The 26,117-nt window shown below is 54.2% G+C and carries 27 protein-coding genes; 15 read left to right on the top strand and 12 right to left on the bottom strand.

Annotated features, from left to right (window positions below; all coding sequences use genetic code 11):
- Window positions 1–131: 131 nt before the first annotated feature.
- Complete coding sequence (locus ACTID9_RS19565; protein WP_441066583.1) at window positions 132–1,358, top strand: MDR family MFS transporter; 1,227 nt, start codon at window positions 132–134, stop codon at window positions 1,356–1,358.
- Here ACTID9_RS19565 and ACTID9_RS19560 read toward each other — a convergent pair.
- Window positions 1,316–2,119, bottom strand: coding sequence for a GDSL-type esterase/lipase family protein (locus ACTID9_RS19560; RefSeq protein WP_441066582.1), 804 nt, complete (start codon window positions 2,117–2,119; stop codon window positions 1,316–1,318). The genes ACTID9_RS19565 and ACTID9_RS19560 overlap by 43 nt on opposite strands.
- Window positions 2,120–2,263: 144 nt before the next feature.
- Between ACTID9_RS19560 and ACTID9_RS19555 the strand changes: the two genes are divergently transcribed.
- The 3 genes from ACTID9_RS19555 (at window position 2,264) to ACTID9_RS19545 (ending at window position 5,725) form a co-directional block, all read left to right on the top strand.
- Window positions 2,264–3,190, top strand: a complete 927-nt coding sequence (locus ACTID9_RS19555; RefSeq protein WP_441066581.1) for an ABC transporter ATP-binding protein — start codon at window positions 2,264–2,266, stop codon at window positions 3,188–3,190.
- Window positions 3,190–4,185 carry an ABC transporter permease gene (locus ACTID9_RS19550; protein ID WP_441066580.1) on the top strand — a complete coding sequence of 332 codons (996 nt, stop codon included), beginning with the start codon at window positions 3,190–3,192 and terminating at the stop codon, window positions 4,183–4,185. The genes ACTID9_RS19555 and ACTID9_RS19550 overlap by 1 nt, the downstream gene beginning before the upstream one ends.
- Window positions 4,186–4,435: 250 nt before the next feature.
- Window positions 4,436–5,725 (top strand): amidohydrolase, encoded by a 1,290-nt coding sequence (locus ACTID9_RS19545; protein WP_441066579.1) that lies wholly within the window; start codon window positions 4,436–4,438, stop codon window positions 5,723–5,725.
- Between the two features lie 62 nt (window positions 5,726–5,787).
- Here ACTID9_RS19545 and ACTID9_RS19540 read toward each other — a convergent pair whose 3' ends face one another.
- The 3 genes from ACTID9_RS19540 to ACTID9_RS19530 all read right to left on the bottom strand — a co-directional run bounded on the left by ACTID9_RS19540 (window position 5,788) and on the right by ACTID9_RS19530 (window position 9,521).
- Window positions 5,788–7,119 (bottom strand): hypothetical protein, encoded by a 1,332-nt coding sequence (locus ACTID9_RS19540; RefSeq protein WP_441066578.1) that lies wholly within the window; start codon window positions 7,117–7,119, stop codon window positions 5,788–5,790.
- Between the two features lie 112 nt (window positions 7,120–7,231).
- Window positions 7,232–7,801 carry an RNA polymerase sigma factor gene (locus tag ACTID9_RS19535; protein WP_441066577.1) on the bottom strand — a complete coding sequence of 190 codons (570 nt, stop codon included), beginning with the start codon at window positions 7,799–7,801 and terminating at the stop codon, window positions 7,232–7,234.
- Between the two features lie 52 nt (window positions 7,802–7,853).
- Complete coding sequence (locus ACTID9_RS19530) at window positions 7,854–9,521, bottom strand: DNA repair helicase XPB (RefSeq protein WP_441066576.1); 1,668 nt, start codon at window positions 9,519–9,521, stop codon at window positions 7,854–7,856.
- A gap of 479 nt (window positions 9,522–10,000) precedes the next feature.
- Between ACTID9_RS19530 and ACTID9_RS19525 the strand changes: the two genes are divergently transcribed.
- From ACTID9_RS19525 to ACTID9_RS19495, 7 genes are all read left to right on the top strand, one after another.
- Complete coding sequence (locus ACTID9_RS19525) at window positions 10,001–11,317, top strand: hemolysin family protein (protein ID WP_441072657.1); 1,317 nt, start codon at window positions 10,001–10,003, stop codon at window positions 11,315–11,317.
- Between the two features lie 115 nt (window positions 11,318–11,432).
- Window positions 11,433–11,855 carry a DUF533 domain-containing protein gene (locus ACTID9_RS19520; protein WP_281274957.1) on the top strand — a complete coding sequence of 141 codons (423 nt, stop codon included), beginning with the start codon at window positions 11,433–11,435 and terminating at the stop codon, window positions 11,853–11,855.
- Window positions 11,856–11,935: 80 nt separating this feature from the next.
- Window positions 11,936–12,880, top strand: a complete 945-nt coding sequence (locus ACTID9_RS19515) for a S8 family peptidase (protein ID WP_441066575.1) — start codon at window positions 11,936–11,938, stop codon at window positions 12,878–12,880.
- Between the two features lie 181 nt (window positions 12,881–13,061).
- Window positions 13,062–13,865 carry a 5'/3'-nucleotidase SurE gene (surE, locus tag ACTID9_RS19510; RefSeq protein ID WP_441066574.1) on the top strand — a complete coding sequence of 268 codons (804 nt, stop codon included), beginning with the start codon at window positions 13,062–13,064 and terminating at the stop codon, window positions 13,863–13,865.
- Entirely contained in the window at window positions 13,862–14,917 is a 1,056-nt protein-coding gene (locus ACTID9_RS19505) for a hypothetical protein (protein WP_441066573.1), read from the top strand. The genes surE and ACTID9_RS19505 overlap by 4 nt, the downstream gene beginning before the upstream one ends.
- A gap of 86 nt (window positions 14,918–15,003) precedes the next feature.
- Window positions 15,004–15,576, top strand: a complete 573-nt coding sequence (gene thpR / locus ACTID9_RS19500; protein ID WP_441066572.1) for an RNA 2',3'-cyclic phosphodiesterase — start codon at window positions 15,004–15,006, stop codon at window positions 15,574–15,576.
- Window positions 15,577–15,697: 121 nt separating this feature from the next.
- Window positions 15,698–16,366, top strand: a complete 669-nt coding sequence (locus ACTID9_RS19495; RefSeq protein WP_441066571.1) for a hypothetical protein — start codon at window positions 15,698–15,700, stop codon at window positions 16,364–16,366.
- 46 nt (window positions 16,367–16,412) lie between these two features.
- On the opposite strand, the gene ACTID9_RS19490 is transcribed toward ACTID9_RS19495, so the two are convergent.
- The 6 genes from ACTID9_RS19490 to ACTID9_RS19465 form a co-directional block, all read right to left on the bottom strand.
- A complete protein-coding gene (locus tag ACTID9_RS19490) occupies window positions 16,413–17,720 on the bottom strand; it encodes an NCS2 family permease (protein ID WP_441066570.1) in 1,308 nt (435 codons plus the stop codon).
- Between the two features lie 143 nt (window positions 17,721–17,863).
- Window positions 17,864–18,352, bottom strand: coding sequence for a chemotaxis protein CheW (locus tag ACTID9_RS19485; protein ID WP_441066569.1), 489 nt, complete (start codon window positions 18,350–18,352; stop codon window positions 17,864–17,866).
- A 65-nt stretch (window positions 18,353–18,417) separates the two neighbouring features.
- Window positions 18,418–18,750, bottom strand: coding sequence for an AzlD domain-containing protein (locus tag ACTID9_RS19480; RefSeq protein ID WP_441066568.1), 333 nt, complete (start codon window positions 18,748–18,750; stop codon window positions 18,418–18,420).
- Window positions 18,747–19,496, bottom strand: a complete 750-nt coding sequence (locus ACTID9_RS19475; protein WP_441066567.1) for an AzlC family ABC transporter permease — start codon at window positions 19,494–19,496, stop codon at window positions 18,747–18,749. The genes ACTID9_RS19480 and ACTID9_RS19475 overlap by 4 nt, the downstream gene beginning before the upstream one ends.
- Window positions 19,493–20,920 (bottom strand): MocR-like pyridoxine biosynthesis transcription factor PdxR, encoded by a 1,428-nt coding sequence (pdxR, locus tag ACTID9_RS19470; RefSeq protein ID WP_441066566.1) that lies wholly within the window; start codon window positions 20,918–20,920, stop codon window positions 19,493–19,495. The genes ACTID9_RS19475 and pdxR overlap by 4 nt, the downstream gene beginning before the upstream one ends.
- Window positions 20,921–21,049: 129 nt before the next feature.
- A complete protein-coding gene (locus ACTID9_RS19465) occupies window positions 21,050–21,565 on the bottom strand; it encodes an ADP-heptose synthase (RefSeq protein WP_441066565.1) in 516 nt (171 codons plus the stop codon).
- A 328-nt stretch (window positions 21,566–21,893) separates the two neighbouring features.
- Between ACTID9_RS19465 and ACTID9_RS19460 the strand changes: the two genes are divergently transcribed.
- Entirely contained in the window at window positions 21,894–22,601 is a 708-nt protein-coding gene (locus tag ACTID9_RS19460) for a TerC family protein (RefSeq protein ID WP_441066564.1), read from the top strand.
- 139 nt (window positions 22,602–22,740) lie between these two features.
- On the opposite strand, the gene ACTID9_RS19455 is transcribed toward ACTID9_RS19460, so the two are convergent.
- Window positions 22,741–23,373, bottom strand: coding sequence for a MerR family transcriptional regulator (locus ACTID9_RS19455; RefSeq protein ID WP_441066563.1), 633 nt, complete (start codon window positions 23,371–23,373; stop codon window positions 22,741–22,743).
- Window positions 23,374–23,490: 117 nt separating this feature from the next.
- Complete coding sequence (locus ACTID9_RS19450; protein ID WP_441066562.1) at window positions 23,491–24,147, bottom strand: metallophosphoesterase family protein; 657 nt, start codon at window positions 24,145–24,147, stop codon at window positions 23,491–23,493.
- Between the two features lie 163 nt (window positions 24,148–24,310).
- On the opposite strand from ACTID9_RS19450, the gene ACTID9_RS19445 reads away from it, so the two are divergent.
- The 3 genes from ACTID9_RS19445 (at window position 24,311) to fabI (ending at window position 26,101) form a co-directional block, all read left to right on the top strand.
- Window positions 24,311–25,036 carry a ZIP family metal transporter gene (locus ACTID9_RS19445; RefSeq protein WP_441066561.1) on the top strand — a complete coding sequence of 242 codons (726 nt, stop codon included), beginning with the start codon at window positions 24,311–24,313 and terminating at the stop codon, window positions 25,034–25,036.
- 68 nt (window positions 25,037–25,104) lie between these two features.
- Window positions 25,105–25,227: a hypothetical protein gene (locus tag ACTID9_RS19440; protein WP_441066560.1), complete on the top strand. Its 123-nt coding sequence runs from the start codon at window positions 25,105–25,107 to the stop codon at window positions 25,225–25,227.
- A 97-nt stretch (window positions 25,228–25,324) separates the two neighbouring features.
- The gene (fabI, locus tag ACTID9_RS19435) at window positions 25,325–26,101 is read left to right on the top strand and encodes an enoyl-ACP reductase FabI (RefSeq protein ID WP_441066559.1); all 777 of its coding nucleotides are present in this window, start codon (window positions 25,325–25,327) and stop codon (window positions 26,099–26,101) included.
- Window positions 26,102–26,117: the final 16 nt, after the last annotated feature.

The following is a 26,117-nucleotide window of genomic DNA, read 5'->3' as shown; positions in this document are numbered from 1 at the left end:
CACAATTTGTGGCCGGTGAAAAGAGGAATTGCATTTTTCCAGCCCGGGTACTACAATCGTACTACAATTGGGAAAATAAATTTTTCTCGGAAAACACATTTCAATCGTTGCATGTACTTGTGAGGTGTAGCATGGATAGGCTAAAGGCGTTTGTCAAAGAGTTTCACCCGATTGTCCACTCCCTGGTGATCGGGACGATTTTTGTGCGGGCTGCCAGTTCGATGAGCATGCCGTTTTTGTTTATTTACCTGTCAAAAAACACCGACATGAGCCTGGGGACGATCGGTCTGATCATCGGGGCTGGTTCATTGGCGGGGATGATCGGCGGATTTGTGGGGGGAGCGCTCTCCGACATGATCGGACGCCGCCGTGTCATGCTGGGAGCACTCTATGTGTGGGCATTCGTCTTTCTCGGTTTCGCATTTGGGAAAGGCGTCGTGTTTTTCTTCCTGCTCAATTTGCTGGGCGGGCTTTGCCGCTCGTTCTATGAGCCGGTCTCCCAGGCTTTGATGGCGGACGTGACCGCTCCCGAGAAGCGGTTCCGCGTCTTTTCCCTGCGCTATACCGCAATCAACGTCGGTGTTGCAGTAGGGCCGTTGATCGGCACGCTTCTGGCGATGAAGGCATCGGCGCTGCCGTTCACGGTCACCGCGATCATTTATCTGCTGTACGCGTTTTCGCTGCAGCGACTACTGAACCATTTCGGCATCAAGCAGATCGAAGGGCAGAAAAAAGAACCGGTCACATTCAGGAAGGCATGGAACGTGATCAGCGGGGACGCGGCGTTTCGCCTGTTTATCCTGGGGGGGACGCTCGGCGCTTTCGGATATTCGCAAATGTCGAGCACATTGTCCAAATTTACGGAGATGTCGATGCCGAATGGTGCAGCGCTGTTTGCCGTGCTGATGAGCGTGAATGCGCTCGCCGTCGTGACGCTGCAGCATCCGTTTACCCGCTGGATGGAAAAAAGGCCAGCGCTGACCTCGATCATCGCCGGCAATGTCGCCTATGCGCTGGGGGATATCGGCTATGCCTTTGCCACCAACTGGGCTGTTTTCATCATTTCGATGGTTGTCTTTACGATCGGGGAAATTCTCACCTATACGGCCGGCGACGTCTTTATCGACGGATTGGCGCCTGAGCATATGCGCGGCACGTATTTCGGTGCGAAAAGCTTCAGCAGCCTGGGGTCATTCCTCGGCCCGTGGCTGGGGGGGATTCTGCTCGCGGAATATGGCGGAGCCCCTCTGTTCATCACCTGTGCGTGCGTGTCGACGGCAAGCAACCTGTTTTACTGGATGGGCCAGCGCAAGGCTCACTCAAGCGCCCGAACGACACGCTCCGCCATGCGGGCATAGCCCTTGGCATTCGGATGGAAATGGTCGGTGTATAGGTAGTTCGCTTCCTTTTTGACGAACAAGTCATAGGTCGGGACGACCAGCACATTGGGAAAGCTTGCCGCAATCCGTTCGGCTTCCGCATTCCAATCCAACACGGGACGGATCGTTTCTTTTGCGGCTTGGGTGTTGCCGAACGGATTGTAGAGCGACAGGTAGACAACCGGCGCATTCGGATTCAACATACGAATTTTCGTGACGATGCTTTTGAAATTGGCTGCAAGCGATTCCCGCGCTTGGGCCAATTTTTTTTCATCCAGCTCATCCAACTCGCCGCTTTGTTGAAACAGATCGTTGCCGCCAATCGTGAACAGGATCAGATTGGCCTGGGGCAGCAAGGCGCGCACCTGTGTCAGCTCGAGCTGCTCCAGCAAGGCGCCCGACTGCTGTCCGCTGATCGCGAAATTGGTCAGCATCGGAGCTTGGCCCGTTTTTTTGGCAAGCGCATCGCGCACCAGGCCGACATAGCCTTGGCCGTTGGCATCGCCGACGCCGCGCGTGAGCGAGTCGCCGAGCGTGACGATGTTCAGTTTGCCTTGTGGCATGACTGGTGGGGGAGCGGGCGCGGTCGTGCCGTTTGCTCCGGGAACAGCCGGTGTCACGCCGCCTGGAGCCGCCATTTGCGGATTCAGGGCAAAAGCAAAGCCTGCGGCCAAAACGAGAAAGGAAAGCAGGGCAAGCGCCCCTGTGAAACGCCAGAGAAATTGTCCGCTTGTGCGCATGTGCGCCACCTCCGAACGCAAAGTGTACTCAAGGTATGGGAGTGGTATAATGAGGAAAAGCTTCTCACCTTCGGTAGTGTACCATATTCTGCGAGGCAAAGTCAGGCTGCGTGGCGCAAGCAGCAGGGAAAGGTGTTGAACAACTTGGCAGAAACCGTTCTGTCGGTAAGCCGTCTGAAAAAAGCGATCGGCGGCAAGACGATCATTCATGATATGACATTTGATGTGGTGGCCGGCGAAGTGTTCGGCTTCCTCGGCCCCAATGGCGCCGGAAAAACCACGACGATCCGCATGCTGGTGGGACTGGCTGACTCGGATGGCGGAGAAATCCGCATCGGCGGGTATGATTTGAAAAAACAGTTTCCGCACGCGATCGCCCAAGTGGGTTGCATCGTGGAAAATCCGGAGCTGTACAAGTTCATGACCGGCCGCGAAAACTTAGAAACGTTCGCACGGATGAGCGGCAACGTGTCCCATGCACGAATCGAGGAGATTATCGAATTCGTCGATTTGACGCGCGCCATCGATGACAAAGTGAAAACGTATTCGCTGGGGATGCGGCAGCGGCTGGGCATCGCCCAGGCTCTGTTGCACCGCCCGCGCCTTTTGATTCTCGACGAGCCGACAAATGGGCTGGACCCGGCCGGGATTCGCGAGCTGCGCCAATTCATCCGCAGGCTGGCGGAAGAGGAGAGTTTGGCCGTATTTATTTCCAGCCATCTGTTATCCGAGATCGAAATGATGTGCGACCGGGTGGCCATCATCAACAACGGGCGAGTCATTTCGGTCGGCCTGGTCAAAAGCTTGATGGAACAATACGCGGACCAGGTGGAGTGGACATTTGCTGCCGAACGGGTCAAGGAAGCAATCGAGCGTTTGCAAAAGCTTCCTTACGTCAGGGAAGCATGGGTAGCAACGCCGGAGAAAGTGAAATGCCAGATGGACACGGAGCGGATTAGCGATGCGAACAGGGCGCTGGTCGAGGCCGGCATCGAGGTGCAAGGCATCGCAACGCGCACGGTGACGCTTGAAGACCTGTTCCTGACATTGACGGCAGGAGGGGTGGAGTAATGGGGACAGGCATGACAGGACTTGTACATAATGAAACGCTGAAGCTGCTGCGCCGGCGACGCTTCCTCGTCGTCGTGCTGATTTTGGCGATTCTCATCCCGATTTTTACCTATGCGCAATACCGCTCCTCGGTTACGGCGGAGGAGCGGCTCGGAACCAAGGATTGGCACGTGCTGCTCGGCCAGCAGATTACCGACATGCAAAACCGGCTCGGTTCCAGCCGACTGCCCGACGAGTGGCGGGACTTTATCAAGATCAAGATTACGCAGCTTCAATACTATTTGGATCACGATATCGATCCGAATGCGCCGGGTGGACCGACTTTTGCCAGAGGGTTCATGGACCAGGCTGTCTCTCTGTTTTTACCGATGATCATCGTCGTGCTCGCGGTGGACATCGTCTCGTCGGAGCATAGCGAGGGGACGATCAAGCTGTTGCTGACCCGTCCGATCCGGCGGTGGAAAATTTTGACCAGCAAGCTGTTGACGCTGCTGCTGTTCATTTCGCTCACGGTCGTGTTGAGCCTGTTCATGTCCTATCTGATGTCAGGCGTCGTCTTTGGCTACAAAGGATGGGACATGCCGGTGTTGACCGGATTTCAGGTCGTCGGCGGGGAGTTGGACACCTCCAGCGTATTCATGGTGCCCCAATGGTATTACTTGCTAATGCAGTACGGACTGGCCTGGTTCGTCTGCATTGTGGTCGGATGCATCACCTTCATGGTGTCGGTCTTGGTCCGCAGCGCGGCTGCAGGAATGGGCATCATGATGGCGGCACTCATCAGCGGGACGATTTTGACGCAGATGGCTGCGTCGTGGGAGTCCGCGAAGTATTTGTTCAACGTCAATTTGGAAATTACCGATTACCTCGCCGGGACGTTGCCGCCGATCAAAGGCATGACGCTGCCTTTTTCCTTGACAGTCTTGGGCATTTGGGGCGCGGTCGCGCTGATTGTCGCCTATACGGTCTTTATCAAACGGGATGTGACGTCGTAAGCAAGCAAGCGGGTTGTGGCACGAAAAGCGCCATGACGCGCTTTTTTGTTTGTCGAAGGTGCATGAAACCTTGACGTAGCGTCACAGTCTGATGCAAGCAGAATCGGATGAAGAGGCGCAAAAACGCAGAGTCAAATGCGCCGAACAGGATCGTGTTCCCGTTTTTCGCGCAAAAAAGAGCGGGTTGACCTTCACGCCGCGTGATCCGTTATGCTCCTAGTGAAGACAGGAAACTGGGAGGAATGTTTCGATGAAAACGGTAATCAAAGACGTCTGGATTCTCACCATGGAAGGGGACGGTCCGGCGATCAACGGAGACATCCTGATTGAACACGATGAAATCAAGCAGATGGCAGCGTCCATCGACGAACCGGCTGACACCGTGATCCAAGGAAAAGGCATGGTGGCGCTGCCCGGTTTGATCAATGCGCATCAGCATACGCCGATGAGCTTGCTGAAAGGCTTTTCGGATGACCTCAAGCTGATGGAGTGGCTGGAGCAGAAGATGCTGCCTGCCGAGGCACGGATGACACCGGAGGACATTTACTGGGGAGCCAAGCTCTCCATGGCGGAGATGATCAAATCGGGGACGACCGCATTTGCCGATATGTATATTCATATGGACGAAATCGCCCAGGCTGTGACCGAGGTGGGGATGCGGGCTTCCTTGACGCGAGGGCTGGTGTTTTTGGAGGACGACGGCGGTAGGCGACTCGCCGAAGCGCTTGATTTGATCGAGCGGTGGGACGGGAAAGCGGACGGACGGATCACAACGATGTTCGGCCCGCATGCCCCTTACACATGTCCGCCTGAACCGTTTCGGCGTGTTGTGAAATTGGCGGAGGAGATGAACAAGCCGATCCATGTCCACCTGGCCGAAACGGTGGAAGAAGTGATGAAAATCCGTGCGGCATACAACCGGACGCCTGCGGAATATTTGTATGATGTCGGCCTGTTCGAGCGGTTGCACGTCCTGCTTGCGCACAGCGTGCATGTGAGCCTCAAGGACATTCGCCTGTTGAAAGGAATGCGCGGCGGCGTCTCGCATAACCCGGTCAGCAATGCAAAGCTGGGCTGCGGAATCGCGCCTGTGCGGCACATGCTGGAGCAAGGGATCACGGTCGGGATGGGGACGGACGGCTCAGGCAGCGCCACTACCATCGACATGTTTGAGGAAATCAAGGCGGCTACGTGGCTGCAGAAGCTGGAGCACGGCGATCCGACGGTGCTTCCGGCTCGTCAAGTATTGCGCATGGCCACTGTCGGCAGCGCGGAGGCGCTGAACATTGCTCATCAAGTGGGGACGCTTGCGGTAGGAAAAAAAGCCGACCTTATTCTCGTTGATCTGAACAAGCCGCATTTGCAGCCGCTCCACAATCTCGAGTCGCTGCTCGCCTACGGCGTAAACGGGGCGGACGTCGACACGACGATCGTCAACGGCAAGGTGCTCATGCGCAATCGGCAGTTGACCACGATTGACGAGGAAGAGCTGTTGCAGCAGGTGGCGGTGCGGGCAAAACGGATCGTTGAGGGCATTTGAGCACAAAAAAAGCGAGGAGCGCTGGATTCCAGCCTCGTCGCTTTTTTTTGGATTGCGGTCGGTTATTTCGTTTTCCAGGTGATTTGCTTGGTCATTTCCATCAAATCATTGAGCGGAATGCCGTCGGCGGTTACAACGATGTAGAGGGAATGGCCGCCTTTCACCGCTTGATAGTAGACCGCGCTCTTGTTGGCGGACGGCTCCGCACTGTCCTTGAAAGTGACGCCGATTGCCTGCTCCCCGTCGATCTGGAATACCTGGGTGTTGCTGAATTCCCCGGGAACGGACAAGCTGCGTTTTCCTTGCTGCAGCGTCGTGTCGATCGTAATCCGTTTGCCGCTGTTTGCCAGCTGATAGATCGTTTGAATGTTGGTGACGTGCTTGCTCGTTTGCGACTCGTACTGCACCGTCAACATATTCAAGGCATAGTCGGGAGGCAGTTTGGCCAACGTCGGTACAGGCAGATCCGATGCTTGTACAGCTGTTTCGACATCGTTGAAGGTCGAAAGCGTGATGGGGTTTTCAGGTCCCAGCGCCTGCTTCGCCGTCACCTCTCCCGCTTCTGCCGGTGCCGAATCGGGTTGCTTTTCCGGCAATTGCGGTCCGACAAATGCGGCCGCTGTGTTTTCGCCCTCTGCCTGGATCGATGCGATCGCGTGGTTGCTGTCCGCAATCGCTGGCGCAGTGGTACTGGCTGCCGCTGGTGGCGTCGCAGCTTGTTTGTTGACCATCGTTGGCGGCGTCTTGCTCCGTGCCGGCAGCGTCGTGTGCGCATTTGGTGCTGTGGAAGCCGGGGCGTCGGTTTTTGGCGCTGTCAGTGCGAGCTTCGCTTCATCGGCAGGGGCGTTCAGCCCAGCGGCCTGCTCAGAAAGAAACGGTACCGCTTTTTTCGCGCTTGCTGCATTGACATCGCCGCCCGCTGCTGCCCCTGTTTTTGCCTGTGCTGCGGTTTTGTTAGCCGCTGCGGCCTCCGTTCCGGTCGATGCCTGCGCGAGCTGGTCTGCGGCGGCAGGCTGCCCGGCTTGCGCGTCATTTGCGGCTGTGGTTGGGGCCATCAATGGCTGTGGTGACTTGGGCTGGGCGGCTTCACTCGCCGTTGTGCCGCTCTGGGTTTGGGTCCCGGATGCCGGAGCGGTAGCAACCTCGGCAAACTGCTCGCTTTGATTGCCGGTCAAAAACGGGGCACCGATCAGGCCGACAGCGACGACCACGCCTGCAGCTGCTACCCATGTCGGGACGAAAAAACGTCGCTTGTTCGGCTTTTGTACCTGAATGTCACCGGCGGCCGGCAAAACGGTCGCGGAAAGCGGCACGTTATTGCTGCCGGATGTTTGGTAAATGGCTTGCATAATCCGGTCTTCGAGCTGGGCGGAGGGAGCGGGATACTCTTTCAAGAACATCGCCTCCTCGAATGCACTTGTGGATGTTTCGATCCAGTTGAGGCAATCCTCGCACGTTTCAATGTGCGCATATATAGCGTCATCTGTGGAAAGTTCCCACTTGCTCCTAAATTCCTGGCAATTCATGAACGAGCCCTCCTTCCGTATGTTGTAGTAGTTTCGCAAGTTCTTGGCGAGCACGAAGGTAGCGGACGCGGGCCGTTGATTCTGCCACTCCGAGGAGTGAAGCAATTTTGTCGAATGGATACTCATGCGTGCAACGCAGCACGATGACTTCGCGGTAAGACTCGGACAATTTGCCGAAAGCCGATTCGATCTCGCGGATGCGTTCTTTTACCATAAGCGATTCCTGTGGCGATTCGTGCCGCACCTGCGACGGCACGTAGGCTAGCTGGTCATCGGAATCGTGGAATTTGCGCCGCCGGAGGAAATCGATCGTTCGGTTCCGGGCCAATGTGTGCAGCCACGTGGAAAATTGGCTGTCGCCGCGATAGGAGGACAGCTTTTCATACGCCTTGACGAACACTTCCTGCGTAAGATCCTCCGCATCGGAATGATTGTTTACCATTTTATAGATAAACACGAAAATCATGTGCTGATAGCGCTGTATGATTTCCCGGTAAGCTTCAGTATCGCCTTGCAAAATCCGTTGGATAATGTCGCTATCGGTTTGCATCGACCTGCCAGCCTCCCTTCCCTTTATCTGACGTGATAGTTTTTGGAACGTTTCAATCTGCCTCAAAAATTTCGTACTGATAGCCTTGCTCTACGAGAAACAGCTGGCGCTGCCTCGCAAAATCTTGATCACGCGAATCTCTCGTCACCACTGTATAGAAATGGGCTTGATTTTGCGCCTCTTTTGGCCGCAAAATACGCCCGAGCCTTTGCGCCTCCTCCTGCCTGGAACCGAATGTGCCGGAAAGCTGAATGGCAACATTTGCATCCGGAAGATCGATGGCGAAATTTGCCACCTTGGAAACGACCAACACGGGGAGCTTTCCTTCCTTAAATTCGCGGTAAAGCTCTTCGCGCGCGGTTTCCTTTACTTTTCCGGTGATGAGCGGGGCCTGGAGCGCTTCTGCTGCCTGCTCCAGCTGATCCAGATATTGCCCAATAACGAGTATACGATCATGGGCATGGTTACGCACCAATTTCTTTAACCATTCCAGCTTGTATGGATTTTCAGCCGCGATCCGCGTCTTCTGCGAAGCTGTGGCAAAGGCATATGCTTCGCGCGTCTGCGGCGGCATCGGGACGCGCACTTCCTTGCAAACAGCTTGGGCGATATGGCCTTGCGCTTCCAGCTCCCGCCAAGGCATATCATATTTTTTCGGGCCGACAAGCGAAAAGACGTCCGACTCCCGACCGTCTTCGCGAACAAGCGTAGCAGTCAGGCCGAGACGTCGTTTTGTCTGAATACCAGCCGTCATGCGAAAAACAGGCGCGGGCAACAGATGAACCTCGTCATAGATGACCAGGCCGAAGTGATCGCCGGTAAACAGGTCCATGTGCGGGAACGCTTGGTCCTCGCGGCTGCGATACGTCAGCATCTGGTACGTTGTCACCGTAATCGGCTTGACTTCTTTCCGCTCGCCGGTATATTCGCCGATCAAATCCGGATCGAGGTTGGTTTTATCGCGCAGCTCGGCAATCCACTGGCGGACCGATGTCGTATTGGTCGTCAAAATCAGCGTGGCCGTCTGCAGCTTGCAGATCGTACCGATGCCGATGATCGTTTTGCCTGCCCCGCACGGCAGCACCAGCACGCCGCTTCCGCCATAGACGGTACCGCCCGCATAGAAGCTTTCAATCGCTTCCGCCTGATACGGGCGCAGCTGAAACGGTCCCTTGGCGCTCACTGTCTTTAATTGAACAGGCAAGCTGTCTCCGGCGGCATAGCCGGCCAAATCAACCACAGGGTAACCGAGGCGAATCAGCTCCTGCTTGATTTCCCCGCGTGCTGCTGCAGCGATCCGGTAACAACGAGTGGACAACTCGGCCTCCACATAACGGGCAAGCGAAGGATAACGAAACAGCTGTGGCAAGACGTGGCCATCATCACTTTTCAACAGCAACGCTTCCTCATGCTTTTCCAGCCGGATCAAGCCATAGCGCTTCATTTGCTCGCCAATCTCTGCGACTAATGAAAGCGGCACGTCGAATTTGCTGTAAGCGTAAAGCACGTCCAAAATATGGGCGGCCGTCATTCCGCTGGCTGCTGCATTCCAGAGCGAGAGCGGCGTGATTTTGTAGGTATGGATATAATCCGGGCTTTTTTCCAGCTCGGCAAATCGCGCAATCGAGCGGGTCGCCTCGGCGAATAGCGGATTCTGCACTTCAGCCAGAACCGTTCGATCGCTTTGCACGATGAGCGGAAGATGAGGGTGGTGCGCCATGCGTTCGTTCACCTCATAGATTTACTAGTCATATCGTACCATAACCATGAACCAATGGACAAAAAAACGCCCGAAAAAACAAGGCCAATAAAAGGAACAAGCTGTTGCAAAAATATGAAGCCTAGTGCAAGAAAATGATTTACAAGATTCAGAAAATTTTGTACGATGTACCTACAGCGATTCAATCGCTGGATCTTTTGGAAAGGGAGGGCAGCCGGACAGCACCTGTGTGGTCGTTGGTGAGAAAGCACTGAAGCGTGATTGATTTCCAACAACAAGAAAGGAGTTTTCCTGCGTAAGGTCTTGCACATAGTGATTCGCTGAATGGAAAGTCGTCTGATCCGAAATCAATAGCAAAAAGCCATAGCCCTGCGCGGTCTGTAAAGGAGCGTCGCAGGGCTTTTCCTGTTGCGATAAAGCGGCGCCAGATCGGACAAACTACCCCTACATACGAGCGTAAGAGAGGAGGAGGCTGTGTGATCGAGGATGGTGTGGGCAGCATTTTGCTGCGGCTCGCGTTCGTGCTCATTCTGGTGTTTTTGAACGGTTTTTTTGTGGCAACCGAATTCGCTGTGGTCAAGGTACGCGAGTCTCGCATTACGCAGCTGATTGCCGAGGGCAATGCAAAGGCTCGGCATGTGGAGCGGCTGATCCACCATCTGGACGCGTATTTATCTGCGACCCAGCTGGGCATCACCCTCGCTTCTCTCGGGCTTGGCTGGCTGGGCGAGCCGGCGATCGCCCATCTGCTTGATCCGCTTTTTCATTATTTTGGTGTCGGCGAGCCGTGGACGACGACGATTTCGGGGATCATCGCGTTTGCCATCATTACCTTCCTGCACATTGTGATGGGGGAGCTTGCCCCCAAGTCGCTTGCGATTCAACGGTCGGAGTGGATCGCCTTGCATGTGGCGCGTCCGATCCAATGGTTTTATCGCATCATGTACCCGTTCATCGCGTTTCTCAACTGGTCGGCCAATCTGATCTTGAGGCTGTTCGGCATTTCGACGCAAGTCCAGGAGGCGGCCCATACAGAGGAAGAGATCCGGATTCTGGTCAACGAAAGCCATAAAAGCGGCTATATCGATCAAACGGAATTGATGCTGGTGGATAATATCTTTGATTTTTCCGAGACGATGGCGCGCGAAATCATGGTGCCGCGAACCGATATGACCGTGCTGAACTTGCGCGACCCGTTTCAGGACAATGTCGAGCTGGTGAGAAACGGCCGCTTCACCCGTTATCCGGTGGTCGACGGCGATAAGGACCATGTGAGAGGTGTCCTGCACATCAAAGACTTGCTGACCTCTGTCTTGGAGGACAGAAGCGAGGATCTGGAAAACATCATGCGTCCCGTTCTCAGTGTTCCGGAAACGATCTCGATCAGCACCTTGTTGACGATGCTGCAAAAACAGCGCGGCCAAATGGCCATTTTGATCGACGAATACGGCGGGACGGCAGGTCTGGTCACGCTTGAAGATATAATGGAAGAAATCGTCGGCGACATCCAGGACGAATTCGATGACGAGCGTCCGGAAATCGAACGGACGAATGACGAACTTTCGCTTGATGGCCGCATGCTGTTGGAAGAAGTTAACGATTTTCTCGAGATTACCCTGGAATCGTCCGAGGTGGACACGCTGGCAGGGTGGATTTATATGCAGATCGATCATTCTCCGGTCGTCGGTGATGTTGTTCAAAAGGATGGGTACGAATTCGAGGTCACCGAGGTTGACCATTATCGCATTACCCGTGTGCTGATCCGCAAACTGCCGGTTCCAGCTGTGGAAAATTAACCCTTCCCTGCAATTACCGGGGAAGGGTTTTGTACTCTGACACAATTTTTTGCAACCGTTTTCTTTTTTCATCGTATAATTAGGAAAAGGAATAAAAAAGTGAGAGTGATACAGATTGCCAACATTGATTAAAGATAAACAATTGCTATTTGCTTCAATCCGTTTAATGATTTGCGTCGGTCATGCGGATGGATATATGGGTATGAAAGAGATGACAAGCATTTCGCAGATGGTCAATAACGAACATTTCAACTTGCGCGAACGGCAAGTATTGATGGACGATTTGGACCATCCGAAATCGCCGGAAGAAATCGTCGAGGAGATGCTTCCGCTTGACTTGACATCCAAACTAACTGTGATACGGCAGCTGTACCATATCGCTTTGATTGACCGCAAGCTCTCCGTCGCCGAGCAATGCGAAATTCGCCGCATCGCCGTGCTCCTCGGAATTCCCGCTGACAAGCAGGAGCAGGTGGAAAGCTGGATTGCCGATGGCATCGTGTGGCGCGAGCGTTGGCAACAAATTGTGGGAGAATAGGCGAATCGACCGGTTCTCGGCTCCTGTCATGCTCATACGATGAACAAAAAAGGGATTTCCTTTGTCGGAGGGGTAAACAGGTGCAAAAGATTCTCACACTATTGACACAGCAAAGCTATCATCATTGCACAGAGTGCCTTGCCAAGGAGCGGGCCATCATTTTCGGGCTGCGCCATCTGGACGCACTACGCTCGATTGTTTTGCCGGAAGAATATGTTGAATCGCTGACAAAGCAATTGGGAAAAGTCAAATATATGGTGTCGGACAATATCACCGTGAAGCTGCATGCGCCGGTTGTCTCGAAAAGCCAGGCCGAGACGGATGCCATCCCATGGGGAGTGGAAACCATAGGGGCGCCCGCGCTCTGGAAACGGACAAAGGGCGAGGGAATCCGCGTGGCCGTGCTTGATACCGGCATCTCGCGCAAACATCCTGACTTGCAAGGGCAAGTGAAAGGGGGCGTGTCGCTTGCGGGGCCATCGTCCCAAACGAACGGGCATGGCACGCATGTGGCAGGCACCATTGCAGCGGTGATGGACAACAAAGGGATCGTCGGGGTCGCTCCCGGCGTTGAGTTATACGATATTCACGCATTTAACGGAGAAGGGGCGGCGGAAGTTGCCGATATTGCCGAGGGAATCAGCTGGGCGATCGAAAACAAGATGCACATCATCAACATGAGCTTTGGCACGAGCGAAGATTCCCCTGTCATGCGGCATGCCATCGATCAGGCGTCACGTGCAGGCATCATCATGGTCGCATCGGCAGGAAACAACGGCGGTGCGGTCGAGTACCCCGCAGCTTACCGGAATGTAATCGCGGTTGGGGCCATTGACCAGCAAGGACGAATGGCTGAATTCAGCTCGCGCGGACGCAAAGTCAGGACCTACGCGCCCGGCGTTGCCATCAAATCCACCTGGCTGAATAAAGGCTACCGCGTATTGGATGGCACCTCGATGGCCGCTGCCCATGTTTCCGGCCTGCGAGCGCTCCAGCTTAGCGGCAGGCAGCGCAAGCGGGCGTAATTGCCCAACAGTTCCAGAAAACCACCGTGACGGTGGTTTTTTTTCGCCAGGAATGCTACAGTTAAAAAAACTTCGTTTCGGAAAGCCTTTTCCAGTCCGCATGGCGGTGATCATGCGGCACACGGGAATGGCCATCCGATTGATTGACAATGACCGCAAGCGTACGAGGAGGGAATAGCGGATGTTGCGAATTTTGGTTACGAATGATGATGGGATCAATGCCCAGGGAATCCGTGTGCTTGCAGAAGCGTTGCTCGCCATCCCGGATGCGGAGATTCATGTAGTAGCGCCCCAAGAGGAGAAAAGTGGGGTCGGCCACGGCATTACGTATCGGGAGGCGCTTGCGCCCAGGGAACATGCGTTTTATGGGCTGCCGGTAAAAGCGTGGGCCGTCAATGGGAATCCGGCTGACTGCGTCAAGGCCGCCTACTTTTTGTTATATGGGGAAGAAAAGCCGGACATCGTGTTTTCCGGCATCAACGTCGGCAACAATTTGGGACGGGACATTTACTACTCCGGGACATGCAGCGCGGCGCGCGAGGCGGTGATTCTTGGGGTGCCGGCGGTAGCGCTGTCGTACGACAATTTCTTCCATGGGGAGGACTATGGCCAAGCGAAAGAAATCGTCAGTCCGATTCTCGCGGAATTGGCGGAGAAGGCACGCCTGCGCTCATTGCCTGCCGATGTGTTCTGGAACGTGAATGTGCCGCATCTGCCGCTCGCCGACATCAAGGGAGTTCGTCCCGCATCGCTTTCGCTGAACCATTACGCCGATGTGTACCACCACCAGGAAGGCGGCTATTGGCTCCAGCGCGAATATCCGGACCAGGACATCCCGGATACGGATGAGGATTACTGGCTGATGAAACAAGGGTATGTGACGGTCACGCCGGTCCATATCGATGCGACGGACCGCACGCTGCTTGCGGACATTGCCAGCTGGCCATCGATCAAGGGGCTTGGCAAAGGGGAGAACAGGGAGTGAGCGAGTCGTTTCGCCCTGTTTTTTCACCAGACCCGACGCTTGCGTCGCCATCTTCCCGCACGATGGGGGAAGTCCTTGAAGCGTCTGCCTTTTCTGACTTGTACCACCATGTCCGTGACGAAGGGCTGCCGTATTTTGCCCGGGTGAACAGCGAAGGCGATGTCGAGCTGTTTCTCGTGTTCGAAAGCATCGATGCTTTTTCCGACGCCACACGGGATGCGGTTTCAGTCGAATTCAAGACATACAAGGGGGCGCTTTTGGCGGTGATTTGGACACTTGCCGATCCGCTCGAACCGCTCGGCTTTCCGTTAAAGCTCAATATCAAGCAGGACGACGAGCGCTACATGGCGCTGCGCATGATCGAACAGCCGGAATTGCCGATTCACTATCTGTCTTTTGCGGACGGCGAAATCACCCATATTTTTTCGGAGACGTGCAATTTTTCCGCTGCTGAGCAGGCTCATGTTCTCGGGCTGATCCGCTATTTATACGATGAGGAGCCCAAGGAACACGAGATGCAGCCGACCGGCATCGATGAGGTGAAGGAAGAAGCGCTGATCTCGATTGCCGCTGGCGATCTCGCTGACGACGTGTTTGCGCAGGCAGGGACTGCTTACTTGTTCGATTATGCCAAATGGGTGCAAGCGGAAGGCGAGGAAGACGCGCAGGCGCGCCTGATGCAAACGGTGCAGCAGGCGGTGCTGGTCATGCGCAGACATTCACGCAGCGAGGTTCGCGAATCCGCGTTCACGATTTGGGCGGGCGAGCAGCAAGGCGTGCTGTGGCTGTTCGTCACGCCGATGCTGTATCCGCTTTTTGAAGTGGTGCATACCACAGAGGATGAAGCCAATCCGTTCGCCCGCTTCCTTTATGCGCTGCCCGCCTATGTGGAAACCGTGGATGCTTCTCCGCTTGCGTGCGGCGCATATCCGATTTTGCGCTATGAACGCGGCAAGGTGTACCATCTCGAATTGGATGACTCGTTTGCGGAGCGACTTTCGGCCCTTGCCAAGCGGCACGGCATTGAGGGAGACCCGTATTGTCATACATAAAATGGATAGGAATGGAACACAATGAAAACACATGCGGCCCAACGAATCGATTGGGCCTATTTCTTTTTCACTGGGAGGATGTCCGCATGCGTTTATTCGTTGCCTTGCAGCTGCCTGATGCCGCAATCCAATCCATCACCCGCATCCAAGACAAGCTGAAAGGAGAGATCGGTGCAGACCGGTGGCAGCCGCTGGCCAACCTGCATTTGACACTTCATTTTCTCGGCGATGTGGAAGACGCGCTGATCCCGCTCATATGCAAAGACATGGATCTGGTCAGCTCCATCATCGAACCGTTTACACTGGTCTTAGGCTCATTCGGGGCGTTCCCCCGCGCCGAAAAGCCGCGCGTTCTCTGGCTGGGCTTAAACGGCCAGCGCAAAGTGCTTTCGCAGCTGCATCTTTTGTTGGGCAAACGGTTTGATTTGCACGAGGGACTGCATTATGACCGTCGTCCGTACCATCCGCACATCACGCTGGCACGCGGACCGCATGTGCCCGTGCTCCCTTTGCCCGAGTGGGATGAGCGTCTGCTGGAGATGCCGCCTGCACGCTGGCAAGCGCGGGAGGTTCATCTGTTCCGCTCCGAGCTGCGTCCGGAAGGGGCGGTCCATACCGTCATCCACACCAGCCGATTCCAAAAGCTTCTCGATTCATAAAACCAAGCTGTTCCGGAATAAAAATAATGAAAGAGCGAATAAGCAACCTGGTTTTTCATGCAGCTGGTTCGGGTACATAGTAGGTAGTTTCCAATCTGCGATAGAAAGCGGTGTGAATTCGATGAGTGAGTTTACAACCGGTATCTTATACCCGCGTAAGTATGAGCCGAAAGTAATACATACGCTGCCCAAAGCCAAGCAGCCATTTTTCCACAAGCGCGTCAATAATGACTGGAACGCGTTTTTCCTGCAGGACGAGTGCATCGAGCGGGCCGAGACCATGAGCTTTTTGCTGGGCTTATCGAGCCATTATGTCCCGCTGCTCTGGTTCCACGACTCAGAAGAAAGCGGGTGGGGATTCCGGCTTTTTGACGGCGGAACGGAGACGACATCCGCCACGATCAGCTATTCGCTCGACATCGAGCTGGCAGAATGCCTGTTCACCAAGCGGCATCCCGAGGTGGAACAGATTGATGAGTTTTGGGAAAATGAACAGCTGCGGCTGGAGTATGAAACGATTTTGGATCAGGTGGTTCGCTCGGAACCGTTCAAGCGCGAAGTGTGGAAAGGAATCTCGAGGTTCCGACCCCATTGCTTCGGCCGCTTCCTGTCGCACAAACAGATTGCCCAGCTTCGCTCTTTGTTCGACATCCACGTGCTGACAGAGGTGGAGGAAGAAACGGGGGGATCGGTTTTGTACGATTCCGTCGATTTGTTCAAGGAGATTTTGGGGATCGAGGAGATGGTCTGGGTTAACTACGCATATTTGGCGAGCGGTCAAAAGGAATAAAAACACCCCCTCTCCTGTTACAAGGAAAGGGGGTGGGCTCGCGCCATCAGAGAGCGGTGCCAAGCGCATGCAGGGCAAAATTGAGCAGAAACAAACCTGCGATGACATAAAGGGGAGTGGCCACCTCACGCGCTCTGCCCATCGCCACTTTCAGCAACGGATACGCGATGAAGCCAAAGGCGATCCCATCGACGATGCTGAACGTAAGCGGAATGAGCGCGATGATGAGGAAGGCAGGGAACCCCTCGGAAAAATCTTGCAGGTTGATTTTCTGGATGCTCTGCACCATCAGCCCGCCGATAATAATCAAAATAGGAGCGATTGCGCTGTCGGGAATCCACTTGATCCAAGGCAGGAACAGGAGGGAAACCAAAAACAGCGAGCCTGTGACCAGACTGGTTAACCCGGTCTTGCCTCCAGCGGCGATACCGGCGGCGCTCTCCACCGTCGAAACGGTCGGACTGCTGCCGAAAATGCCTGCCAGCATGACAGACAAGGCGTTCGCCTGCAGGGCTTTGGAGAACTTCTCCTCTTTCCCCAGCATGCCGAGAAAACCGTGGATCAGTCCCATATTCTCGAACACGACGACAAGCGTGAACGAGAAGGTGGCAATCCAGAAAGCGGGTTTTAACAAACCGGCAAACGAAAAGCCGGCAAAAACAGACGCATAGTCCGCTGCGGAAAAGCTGCTTGCTGCGGTGTTCGCAGCATTCGTTTGGCCTGTTACAATCGACAGAACCGTGCCCGCAATGACCGTGATCAAAAAACCCCCCGGCACTTTGCGGACAAACAAGACGAGTGCAAGGCAAAGCGTGAGCAGCGTCAACAGCACGTGCGGGTCAGAAAAGTTGCCCAAGGTCACGAACGTCGTCGGGCTGGCCGCAACGATGCCGCCTTTTTGCAAGCCGATCAACGTGAGGAGCAAACCGATGCCCACGGTGATAGCTTCCTTCAGCGACTCGCTGATCGATTCCGCAATTTTTGCCGCCAAGCTGGTGTACGACAAAATCGTGAACAAAATGCCGGAAACAAAAACGGCAGCCAATGCTTCCTGCCAGGTGAGTCCCATGGCTTGTACCGCGGTAAAGGCAAACATCGCATTGATGCCCATCCCGGGAACAAGCACGATCGGTACATTTGCGCGGAAGCACATCAACAGGCAGCCGGCAAATGCCGTCAGAACCGTCGCGATGATCCCTGCTGCGAGTGGAATCCCGGCGTCTGCCAGAATCGCCGAATTGACAGCGAGCACGTACACGATCGTAAAAAAGGAAACCGTTCCGGCCATCACTTCCCGTTGCCAGGTGGTCTGATGTCCGGCTAAATCAAAAAGCTTATGATTCCATTTATGCAACGTTTAACCTGCTTTCGAAAGTAAAGCCCCTCTCCCACCCATGACATAGCTCCAGGGGAGCCGCCATTGATTGTAATGGTACCAAAAGAGAGAGGGGAAAGGCAAGGATCGATTCGCCGCGAATGCGTGGCGACCCGGGAACGCTATTGCGCTGTACCCGGCTGGATGCTCGCCAGCGTTGCATGTAAATCCAGCAAAAGAATCAGGCGATCCTGCAGGCGGGCGACGCCGTACAAATATTTTCCATCCACGCCGGCGATGAGCGCCGGTGCCGCTTCCACTTGCGAGACCGGAATGCGCACGACCTCCGACACCGCATCGACGACGATGCCGACCTGCATGCCTTCCATATGGATGTCGATAAAGCGACTTTCCTCTGTGAGCGGAATGGACTCGAGGCCAAACAGCTTGCGCAGGTTGATGATCGGCAAAATTTTGTTGCGCAGATCGATAATCCCTTCCACATACTGAGGGGAGCGGGGAAACCGGGTCACAGGCAACGGCTTGATGATTTCTTTAATCGCTTCAATCGGCAATCCGTAAAACTCGTCGCCCATTCGAAACAGAATGGTTTGCAGCGAGTCGCCTGCCATTTCCCAGTCTGCCGCCCCTTTTTTTACTTGCGTGCTCATGAACGGACCCTCCTTTGTATGGACGAACTATTTCTTTTTTTCCCGCTTCTGTCAGGGCGAAACCATTATTTCCAAGGAAACGGGATGATTCCGGTTGAAACCAGCACGACCAGAGCCAGACTGACGCCAAAGCTGACGAACACGTTTTTGGACAGCCGCATCAGCAGCATGCACACCGTCGCAGCTAATAGGTAGAGCGGCTGCCAGGCAAGATGGCCTTCTTTCAAAAAGAGCGTGGGAAAAATGAGTGCCGCGAAAATGCCAATCGGAATGAAAGACAAGCCGTTGCGCAGTCGGAGGGAAAAATACTTGCTAGGCAACCGGAGGAATAGCCGTCTGGAAGGATAAGTGACGGCGGCCATGCCGAGGTAGAGCAGTATTGTATCCAAGAGGGTCATGCTGATTCAACTCCTTTTGGTAAATTCTCCTCAGATGGCGCGGTTTCCTGTTTGGGACCAAGGAAATATCCGATCCCAAAAGCGAGCAGACCGGCTGCCAAAAGATGCAGTCCATTGGGCAAAATAAAAGCGAGGACGACCGCGGCTCCGCCACAGGCAACAAACGTGACAATCCGCAGAGGGGAATAGAGCTGGTAGTAGACGAGGGCGAGGAACATGGCCGAAAAGCTGAAGCCCAGTCCGAGTGACGCCGGGTCAGGCAGCCACTTGCCAGCCACCGTGCCAAGCCAGGTCCCGCCGACCCAAGTCGCATAGAGAGCAAGGCTGGTGCCATAAACATACATCATATTGCTTGGATGTGTACGAAAGCGATTCAGGGTGATCGCATACGATTCGTCGATGAATAGGAAGGCGAGCATGTTCACGTGTTTGGTTGGATAGCTTTTGTAATAGGGTGACATGGACAAGCCCATCAGCAAGTGGCGCGAATTCAATAGGAACGTAGCGATGATGATCGCGACCAAGCCGGTGTGCTCGCCAAGCATCGACAAGGCGGTGAACTGGGCCGAGCCGGCAAAAACAACGAGCGACATGGCAACGCTTTGCCAAGCTAAAAGGCCCGTATTGGTCGCGAGCAGACCGAAGATGCCGCCAAATATTACAAAGCTGAACACCATGGGCAACGCATCGACCACGCCTTCGCGGAATGCGGCCCACTTGGATTCAGCAGGTTTTGCCTGTATCATTCTCCTCGCTCCTTTCCTTCCCGCAGCAATTCGTCCATAATCTCCATGCCTCTGGCGATCTCCTCCTCCGTCTCATGGGAATAACACAAGCGTACATAAGGCTGGATGGCTTCCCGCAGCAGAAACATGTCGCCGGACACGATCGACAACCCTCGCTCATGGCAGCGCTGCATCAGCTCGCGCGCATTCATTCCTTCAGGAAGCGAGACCCAGTAATAAAAGCCGCCTGTCGTTGGCTCAAAATGTACGCCCAGCGGTTTCATGCGGACGAGATGCTTTTGCATGGCTTGCGACTGCGTACGGTAAATCGCCCGAACTTTCGCGAGATGCTGCTCAATGTTTTGCTCCATCAAAAAGTCGGCGAGCGCGATCTGTCCCAGCGTATTCGTCGTGATCGACAGCTCTTTCATACGCGAACACATTTGAATGAAAGGGCGGCTCGCCGCAATCCAGCCGATGCGCAAGCCGGGAAACAATATTTTGGAGAACGTATTGACATAGATGATATTGCCGGAATCATCAAACGATTTGAGCGGTGGCGGCGGTTCTTTTTCCATATGGAGGTGCCGGTAAGCGTCGTCTTCAACGATCGGGATGCGGTATTGTTCGCTCAAGGCGACCAATCGCTTGCGGCGGGCAAGCGACAGCGTGACACCGGTCGGGTTGTGGAAAGTAGGTACCGTGTACACGAACTTGGGCCGGTACCGGGCCAGCACGCCTTCGAGCACGTCTACTTTCATCCCGTCTTTGTCCATCGGCAGCGGGATAATCCGCAAACCAAGCGATTGAAACAATTGCAGCGAGCCGAAGTAGGTCGGCATTTCCGTCGCGATCGTGTCGCCAGGCTTGGCTATCAGTGTCGCGATGAAAAAGAGAGCTTCCTGCGAACCGCTTGTGATCATTACTTGATCCGGTGAATGAATTTGCGAGATACCCAGCTGCTTGACGATCCATTCCCGCAGCGGCAAATAGCCGGAAATAGTATGAAAGTAGTAGGATTGCGGCTTTTCGGCAGCGCGTTTGACATATTCAGCGAATGGCGAAAAATTCCACGTATGCTTCCCGCCATCGCCATGGGCAAAGTTGATCAACTCTGGCGAAAGCACCGGCTTGTTCAACATTTCGGCCATATGGGAAGGTGTCGTCTGCAAGGCGGACAGCTGGGACACTTCCTGCCAATTGATGCGGCCGAGGCTCCGTTCCGGCGGGAGCGGTTCGACATAGCGCCCGCTGCCCATCCGGCTTTCGATGAAGCCCTCCGCTTGCAGCTCGTCATACGCCTTGACCACGGTATTGCGACTTACGCCCAATTGGCTGGACAGCTTTCGTTCTGGCGGAAGCATGGAGCCAATTGTCCATTCTCCACTCAATATTTGATAGCGGAGCTGATTGTACACTTCCTGATAAATCGGTTTTCGCCCCATTATTTCGCCTCATTTTCGTAATCGGTATGTAGCTTACTATAAGGCGGCACGCATGGAAATAAAAGAGCCAATTATCTGCTGATAAAAAGCCAACAGAGCTTCCTACCGGTTGAGGAGCTCTGTTAGCTTTTACATCCAGTCATCGCGGGAAATGCCATCTTCCACGGCAAAGTTGAAATCTTCGATGTCATAAAACTGAACGGGCAGCAAATATTCCAGAATACGGTCCTGCCAATCATCCTGGTCGGTGATGAGCGGCGCTTCGAAGCGCATCGAGGTGAGCAACAGCTCGGTTTCAATCGGATCGAACAACTCGCCCCACATTTCGTTGTCCTCCGCTTTCACGACGGTTAGCGATACGTTCGGGCGAATCGGAAAGGTTACAGTGGACCACGGTGCAACCAACGTTTTCTCCATTTTTTTGCTGCTGAATGGATCGCGGAAAAATTGGAGCATTTCGGTAATCATGGCACGAACATGCTTTTCTTCTTCGCTGTCGTACATGATCGGCTCCTGGCTATGTAGAAATTCGTCCAGCTCATGGATCGTCGATGTGGGGATGAGGTATTCTACGGGTTCAAGCGGATGGAGCAGCTCTCCGTAAATCGCCAGCATCACCGCTTCTATGACGAAACGTTTGGTCATTGAAAAAACCTCCTCCTGTTCATCATAGTAAAAAACAGCCTGTTCGCCAAGCGGGACAACTGTAAAGATCACAAAAGAGCGTGCAAGTGCCGGTTTGACAACAGCCCAAAACAGCGGTAAGATAGTCACGTAGCAAATTGAATAGCTGCAAAGGGGAGTAGCTTTAACAGCAAAGTCGTCATGACAGGATGCGAACCATCCTCGGCTTTGTTGGCGATGCCTGACATTGTTAGCAAGACCTTTGCCTATGGATGTGTCTTTGGTGACCCATTTATAGGCAAAGGTCTTTTTATTTGCTTCCAAAACTCACAGATAGGGGCGGGGATTCATGTTTACACCAGAGTTTTTTTCAGCGCTATCGATGATTATCATGATCAACATCGTCCTGAGCGGGGACAACGCGGTGGTCATCGCCATCGCGAGCCGCAGACTGCCTGCCGCACAGCGGAAGAAAGCGATTTTTACCGGGACATTTCTGGCGGTCATCGTGCGCGTCATTGCGACGGTGGCAGCGGCATATTTGCTCAAGATTCCGTTCCTTTATCTGATCGGCGGGCTGATCCTGATCTGGATTGCCTACAAGCTGCTGGCGGAAGAAGAGGATAGCGGCAAAATCAATTCGAGCGACAACCTGATTCAAGCGGTCAAAACGATCGTCATCGCGGACATCATGATGGGGTTGGACAACGTGATCGCCATTGCCGGTGCGGCGCAGGGCGATTTGCTTTTGATCGTGCTTGGCCTGTTGATCAGCGTGCCGCTGATGATTTTCGGCAGCCAGCTGATTTTGAAAGCGATGGAGCGGTTTCCCTGGATTTTGTACATCGGTTCTGCTGTCCTGGCATTGGCGGCCGCTGACATGATCGTCAATGAAAAGGCGCTGCATTGGATGTTGCCGGAGGGAAGCTGGATTGCCAACCTCTTTAAGGCAGCCGTCATCGCAGGGGTGCTGATCCTCGGCAAGAGACAAAGAGACAACTATGCAAAAAAGCACCAGGAACGAGCCGCAGCTAGCGGAATCGAAGAAACGGCGTAAGAGCCGTGAACGTTTGCGGGACAAGCCTGTGGCCGTTCCTTTCCACGAAAACGTCTTGCGCATAAGAAAAAAGAAAAGTCCGGTTGCGCTCGAAAGCGTGTCCCGGACTTGTTTTATTTTCAGGCTCAGGCCTGTGGCCTTATGATTCCGCTGCGTGCGTGGTGCCGGCCGACGTGGCAGGGCGGCTGAACCAGCGAAACGGATTGAGCGAAAAGCGCGATTGGTATCGTTCTTGCCGATGCTTGCGGCGAGTGAGGCTCTGCTGGATCAGGTCCAGCTCGAAAGACACGCGGCGCATCTCCAGCCGGAGCGTTTCCTGCATTTCCTCGATCTCGGTCATTTTTTGCAGAATGGTGGATTGCATCTGCTTGACTGCCGTAATTTGCGAAAGTTCCTGCTTGAACAGATAGAGCGTCTCGCTGACCGCTTGATCCATCTGGTTCAGCTCGACCATTCCGGGAACCGCTTGTCCAAGCGCAACCATTTCTTCTCCTGCCGCCACTTCCTGCATCGCAAGCATGTCCGGCGAGAGCTTTCCTTCTTCCACCAGTTCTTTCTGAATGTCCCGAAGCGACGAGTTGCCGGCTTCTTTCCGTTCTTTCACTTCTTTTAAAATCGACACGCCGCTCTCGCTGATCAGATAATGGCCCTGCGCGTTTTTCTGTCTCTCATGGGCAGGCACAAACATTTCCAGCCAATTTCGCAACGTGCGAACATGCACATCCAAACGCTCAGCTACTTCCTTGGAAGCCATCCAGACTTGTACGTCCATTTCATCCTCTCCTTTGAGCGACCGAGTATGGAGTCATTATACCACCAAATTTTCCCGGTAGAAGAGAATCGACAAAGGTTCTAAAAACTAGTGAAGATTCGGCTCATTTGGACAGGCCTACACAGGTTTGTCATTTTCTGGTAATGAAGCGGTTTCGCGGAAAAACGTGACGGTGTTGCCGGTTTCCTCATACAGGAGCCACTCCGGTTCCTCGCTTGCGACCGCGCCTACGTTGATGCCCCAATAACGGACCAAGTCCAGTTCAATCGGTACGCCGAATTGAATATCCAGCTTCTTTGGCTGCCATTGTTTGTTTTGCCACTGCAGCTGGTAGAGCGAGCTGTAATGGGAATGGCCGAAAAAGAGCAGATGTTTGTCGAGACGTTTCGGATAGGGCGCCCAGTTTTTGTCGTTGACGAACAGGTGCCCGTGCTCCAGGCGAGCGTGCATAAGCTCGATCGCAGGGGGAAGCGTCAGGAAATAGCGGAGATCCTCATCGGTTTCCTCCTTCGGCAGAAGATGGCGGATCCGTTCTTCCTGGTTGCCGACGATACAGCTGACGGATGAAAGCCGTTTGGCGAGCTTGGGATCGAAATCGACAATCTGATCGGCAAAGGCAAACAAAAAATCGTTGACCTGCGATTTCCCTACCTTGCACTCCCATATATCGCCGAGACAAAAAATATGATCGACATCATGTGCCTTGATCGCCTTCAGCACTTGTTTGAGATGTTTTCGCTTGCCATGGATATCGGACAAAATCGCGTATTTCATGCAGTCAACCCCTTTATACTCTGGAACAAAATCGTGATGAGGTATACTTCCCCATGGTTCGGGCGGAAACCTTCACATATCGCGAGAATTCCGTGAGTAAAATGGAAATAAGGGCGCGCAGGGAAGCGCTTGTGGGAGAAAAAAGGGGAGGCAGGCAATCGCCGTGGATGGAATCATCACTTCATTCCCGTTGTTGATGGCAGCATCGTTTGCCAGCATGATCGGCGGGCTACTCATTTTTTTCAGGAAACATTGGTCCGAAGATTCACTCATGTCCATGATAAGCATTGGTGCCGGACTGCTCTTGTCGATCACATTGTTTCACATGCTTCCACAGGTGGCGGGCAATGCCCAGCAATCGCTGATGCCGTTCGTGGTGATCGGGTATCTCTTCCTGTTTGCGATCGATCTGGCTGGTCACGGTCGAGGCAAGGCGGACGGGGCGGTGATCGGCTTTGTCATCCATGCCTTTTCCGAGGGCGTATCGCTTGCCGCGGCATTCCAGGTGAGTCCACAGCTGGGGCTGTCGATTTTGATCGCGCTGCTGTTCCACAAAATTCCGGAGGGTATCACGATGGCATCGTTGCTTCTGGCGGTCACTCACCGGAAGCAGACCGCGTTTCTCGGGAGCGTGCTGCTGGGAGTGGCGACGCTTGCGGGAGCGCTGCTGGCTGCGGTGATGGAGCGGTTCATCACGACCGCTTCCATTACAAATCCGCTGCTGGCATTGAGTGCAGGTGTATTCCTGTATGTGTCGACGAGCCATCTGATTCCGCACATTCGCCAGGCCAAAAATATGCGAGCAGGCTTTTATTTTTTCGGGGCCGTGCTTTTGTATATGCTCTTGTCGACCGTGCTGGGGCCGGCGGTGCACCATCATCATGTATAGCGGCGCTGCATTTTTTCCACTATAAAGGGGAGCAAGTCATCCAACCTGAGAGGAGAGTGTGTCCACCAATGAGCACAAAAGAACCAGACAACCAAATGGAAAATGAACAGGGGCCAAAACAGGAGCCTGAATTTCCATTGCAGGGAACCCCGCTCAACCCGATCATGGGCGAGTGGACCTCTTCGACCTGACGAAAGATTTTGTCCTCGGTCGCTGATCCCTGCTCGAAAGCATGTCCGAAATGGTATATAATGGAGGAATGTTGGAGAGGAAAGGGGTCAGATGACCATGAACACCTTGTTGCAGGGCAAAAATATTGTGGTTATGGGTGTGGCCAATCATCGCAGCATCGCCTGGGGAATCGCTCAATCGCTGTCAAAAGCGGGCGCGAACCTGATTTTTACCTACCAAGGGGACCGTTTGCGCGATAACGTGCTGGAGTTGGCCAAAACACTGGATCAGCCGGAGCAAATCCTGATCAATTGCGATGTCACCAAAGATGATGACATTGCAGCTGCTTTTGCACAAATCAAGGAAAAAGTCGGTGTCATCCATGGCCTGGCGCATTGCATCGCCTTTGCCAAAACGGAAGAGCTGGCGGGCGAGTACGTCAATACGTCCCGGGACGGCTACCATTTGGCACAGGACATCAGCGCTTACTCCCTGGTCGCGGTAGCGCGCGAAGCTCGCCCGCTGATGACAGAAGGGGCCAGCATCGTGACGCTTACATACCTAGGTGGCGAGCGCGCCATCCCGAACTATAACGTCATGGGCGTCGCCAAAGCGGCTCTCGATGCCAGCGTCCGCTATTTGGCAAACGATCTCGGCAAAGAGAACATCCGGGTGAACGCGATCTCGGCAGGACCGATCCGCACGCTCGCCGCAAAAGCGATCAGCGGCTTCAACACGATCTTGAAAGACATCGAGGAAAAAGCACCGCTCCGCCGCACGATTGATCAGTCCGACGTAGGCGATACCGCCCTGTTCCTGTTCAGCCACTTGTCCCGCGGCATCACAGGCGAAATTATCCACGTGGATGCCGGTTACAGCATTGTCGGCAATTAAAATAATAGGAAAGCAT

Source organism: Brevibacillus fluminis (assembly GCF_052072235.1).
Lineage (GTDB): Bacteria > Bacillota > Bacilli > Brevibacillales > Brevibacillaceae > Brevibacillus_D > Brevibacillus_D fluminis_A.
This window is presented reverse-complemented; position numbering and strand designations above follow the sequence as displayed.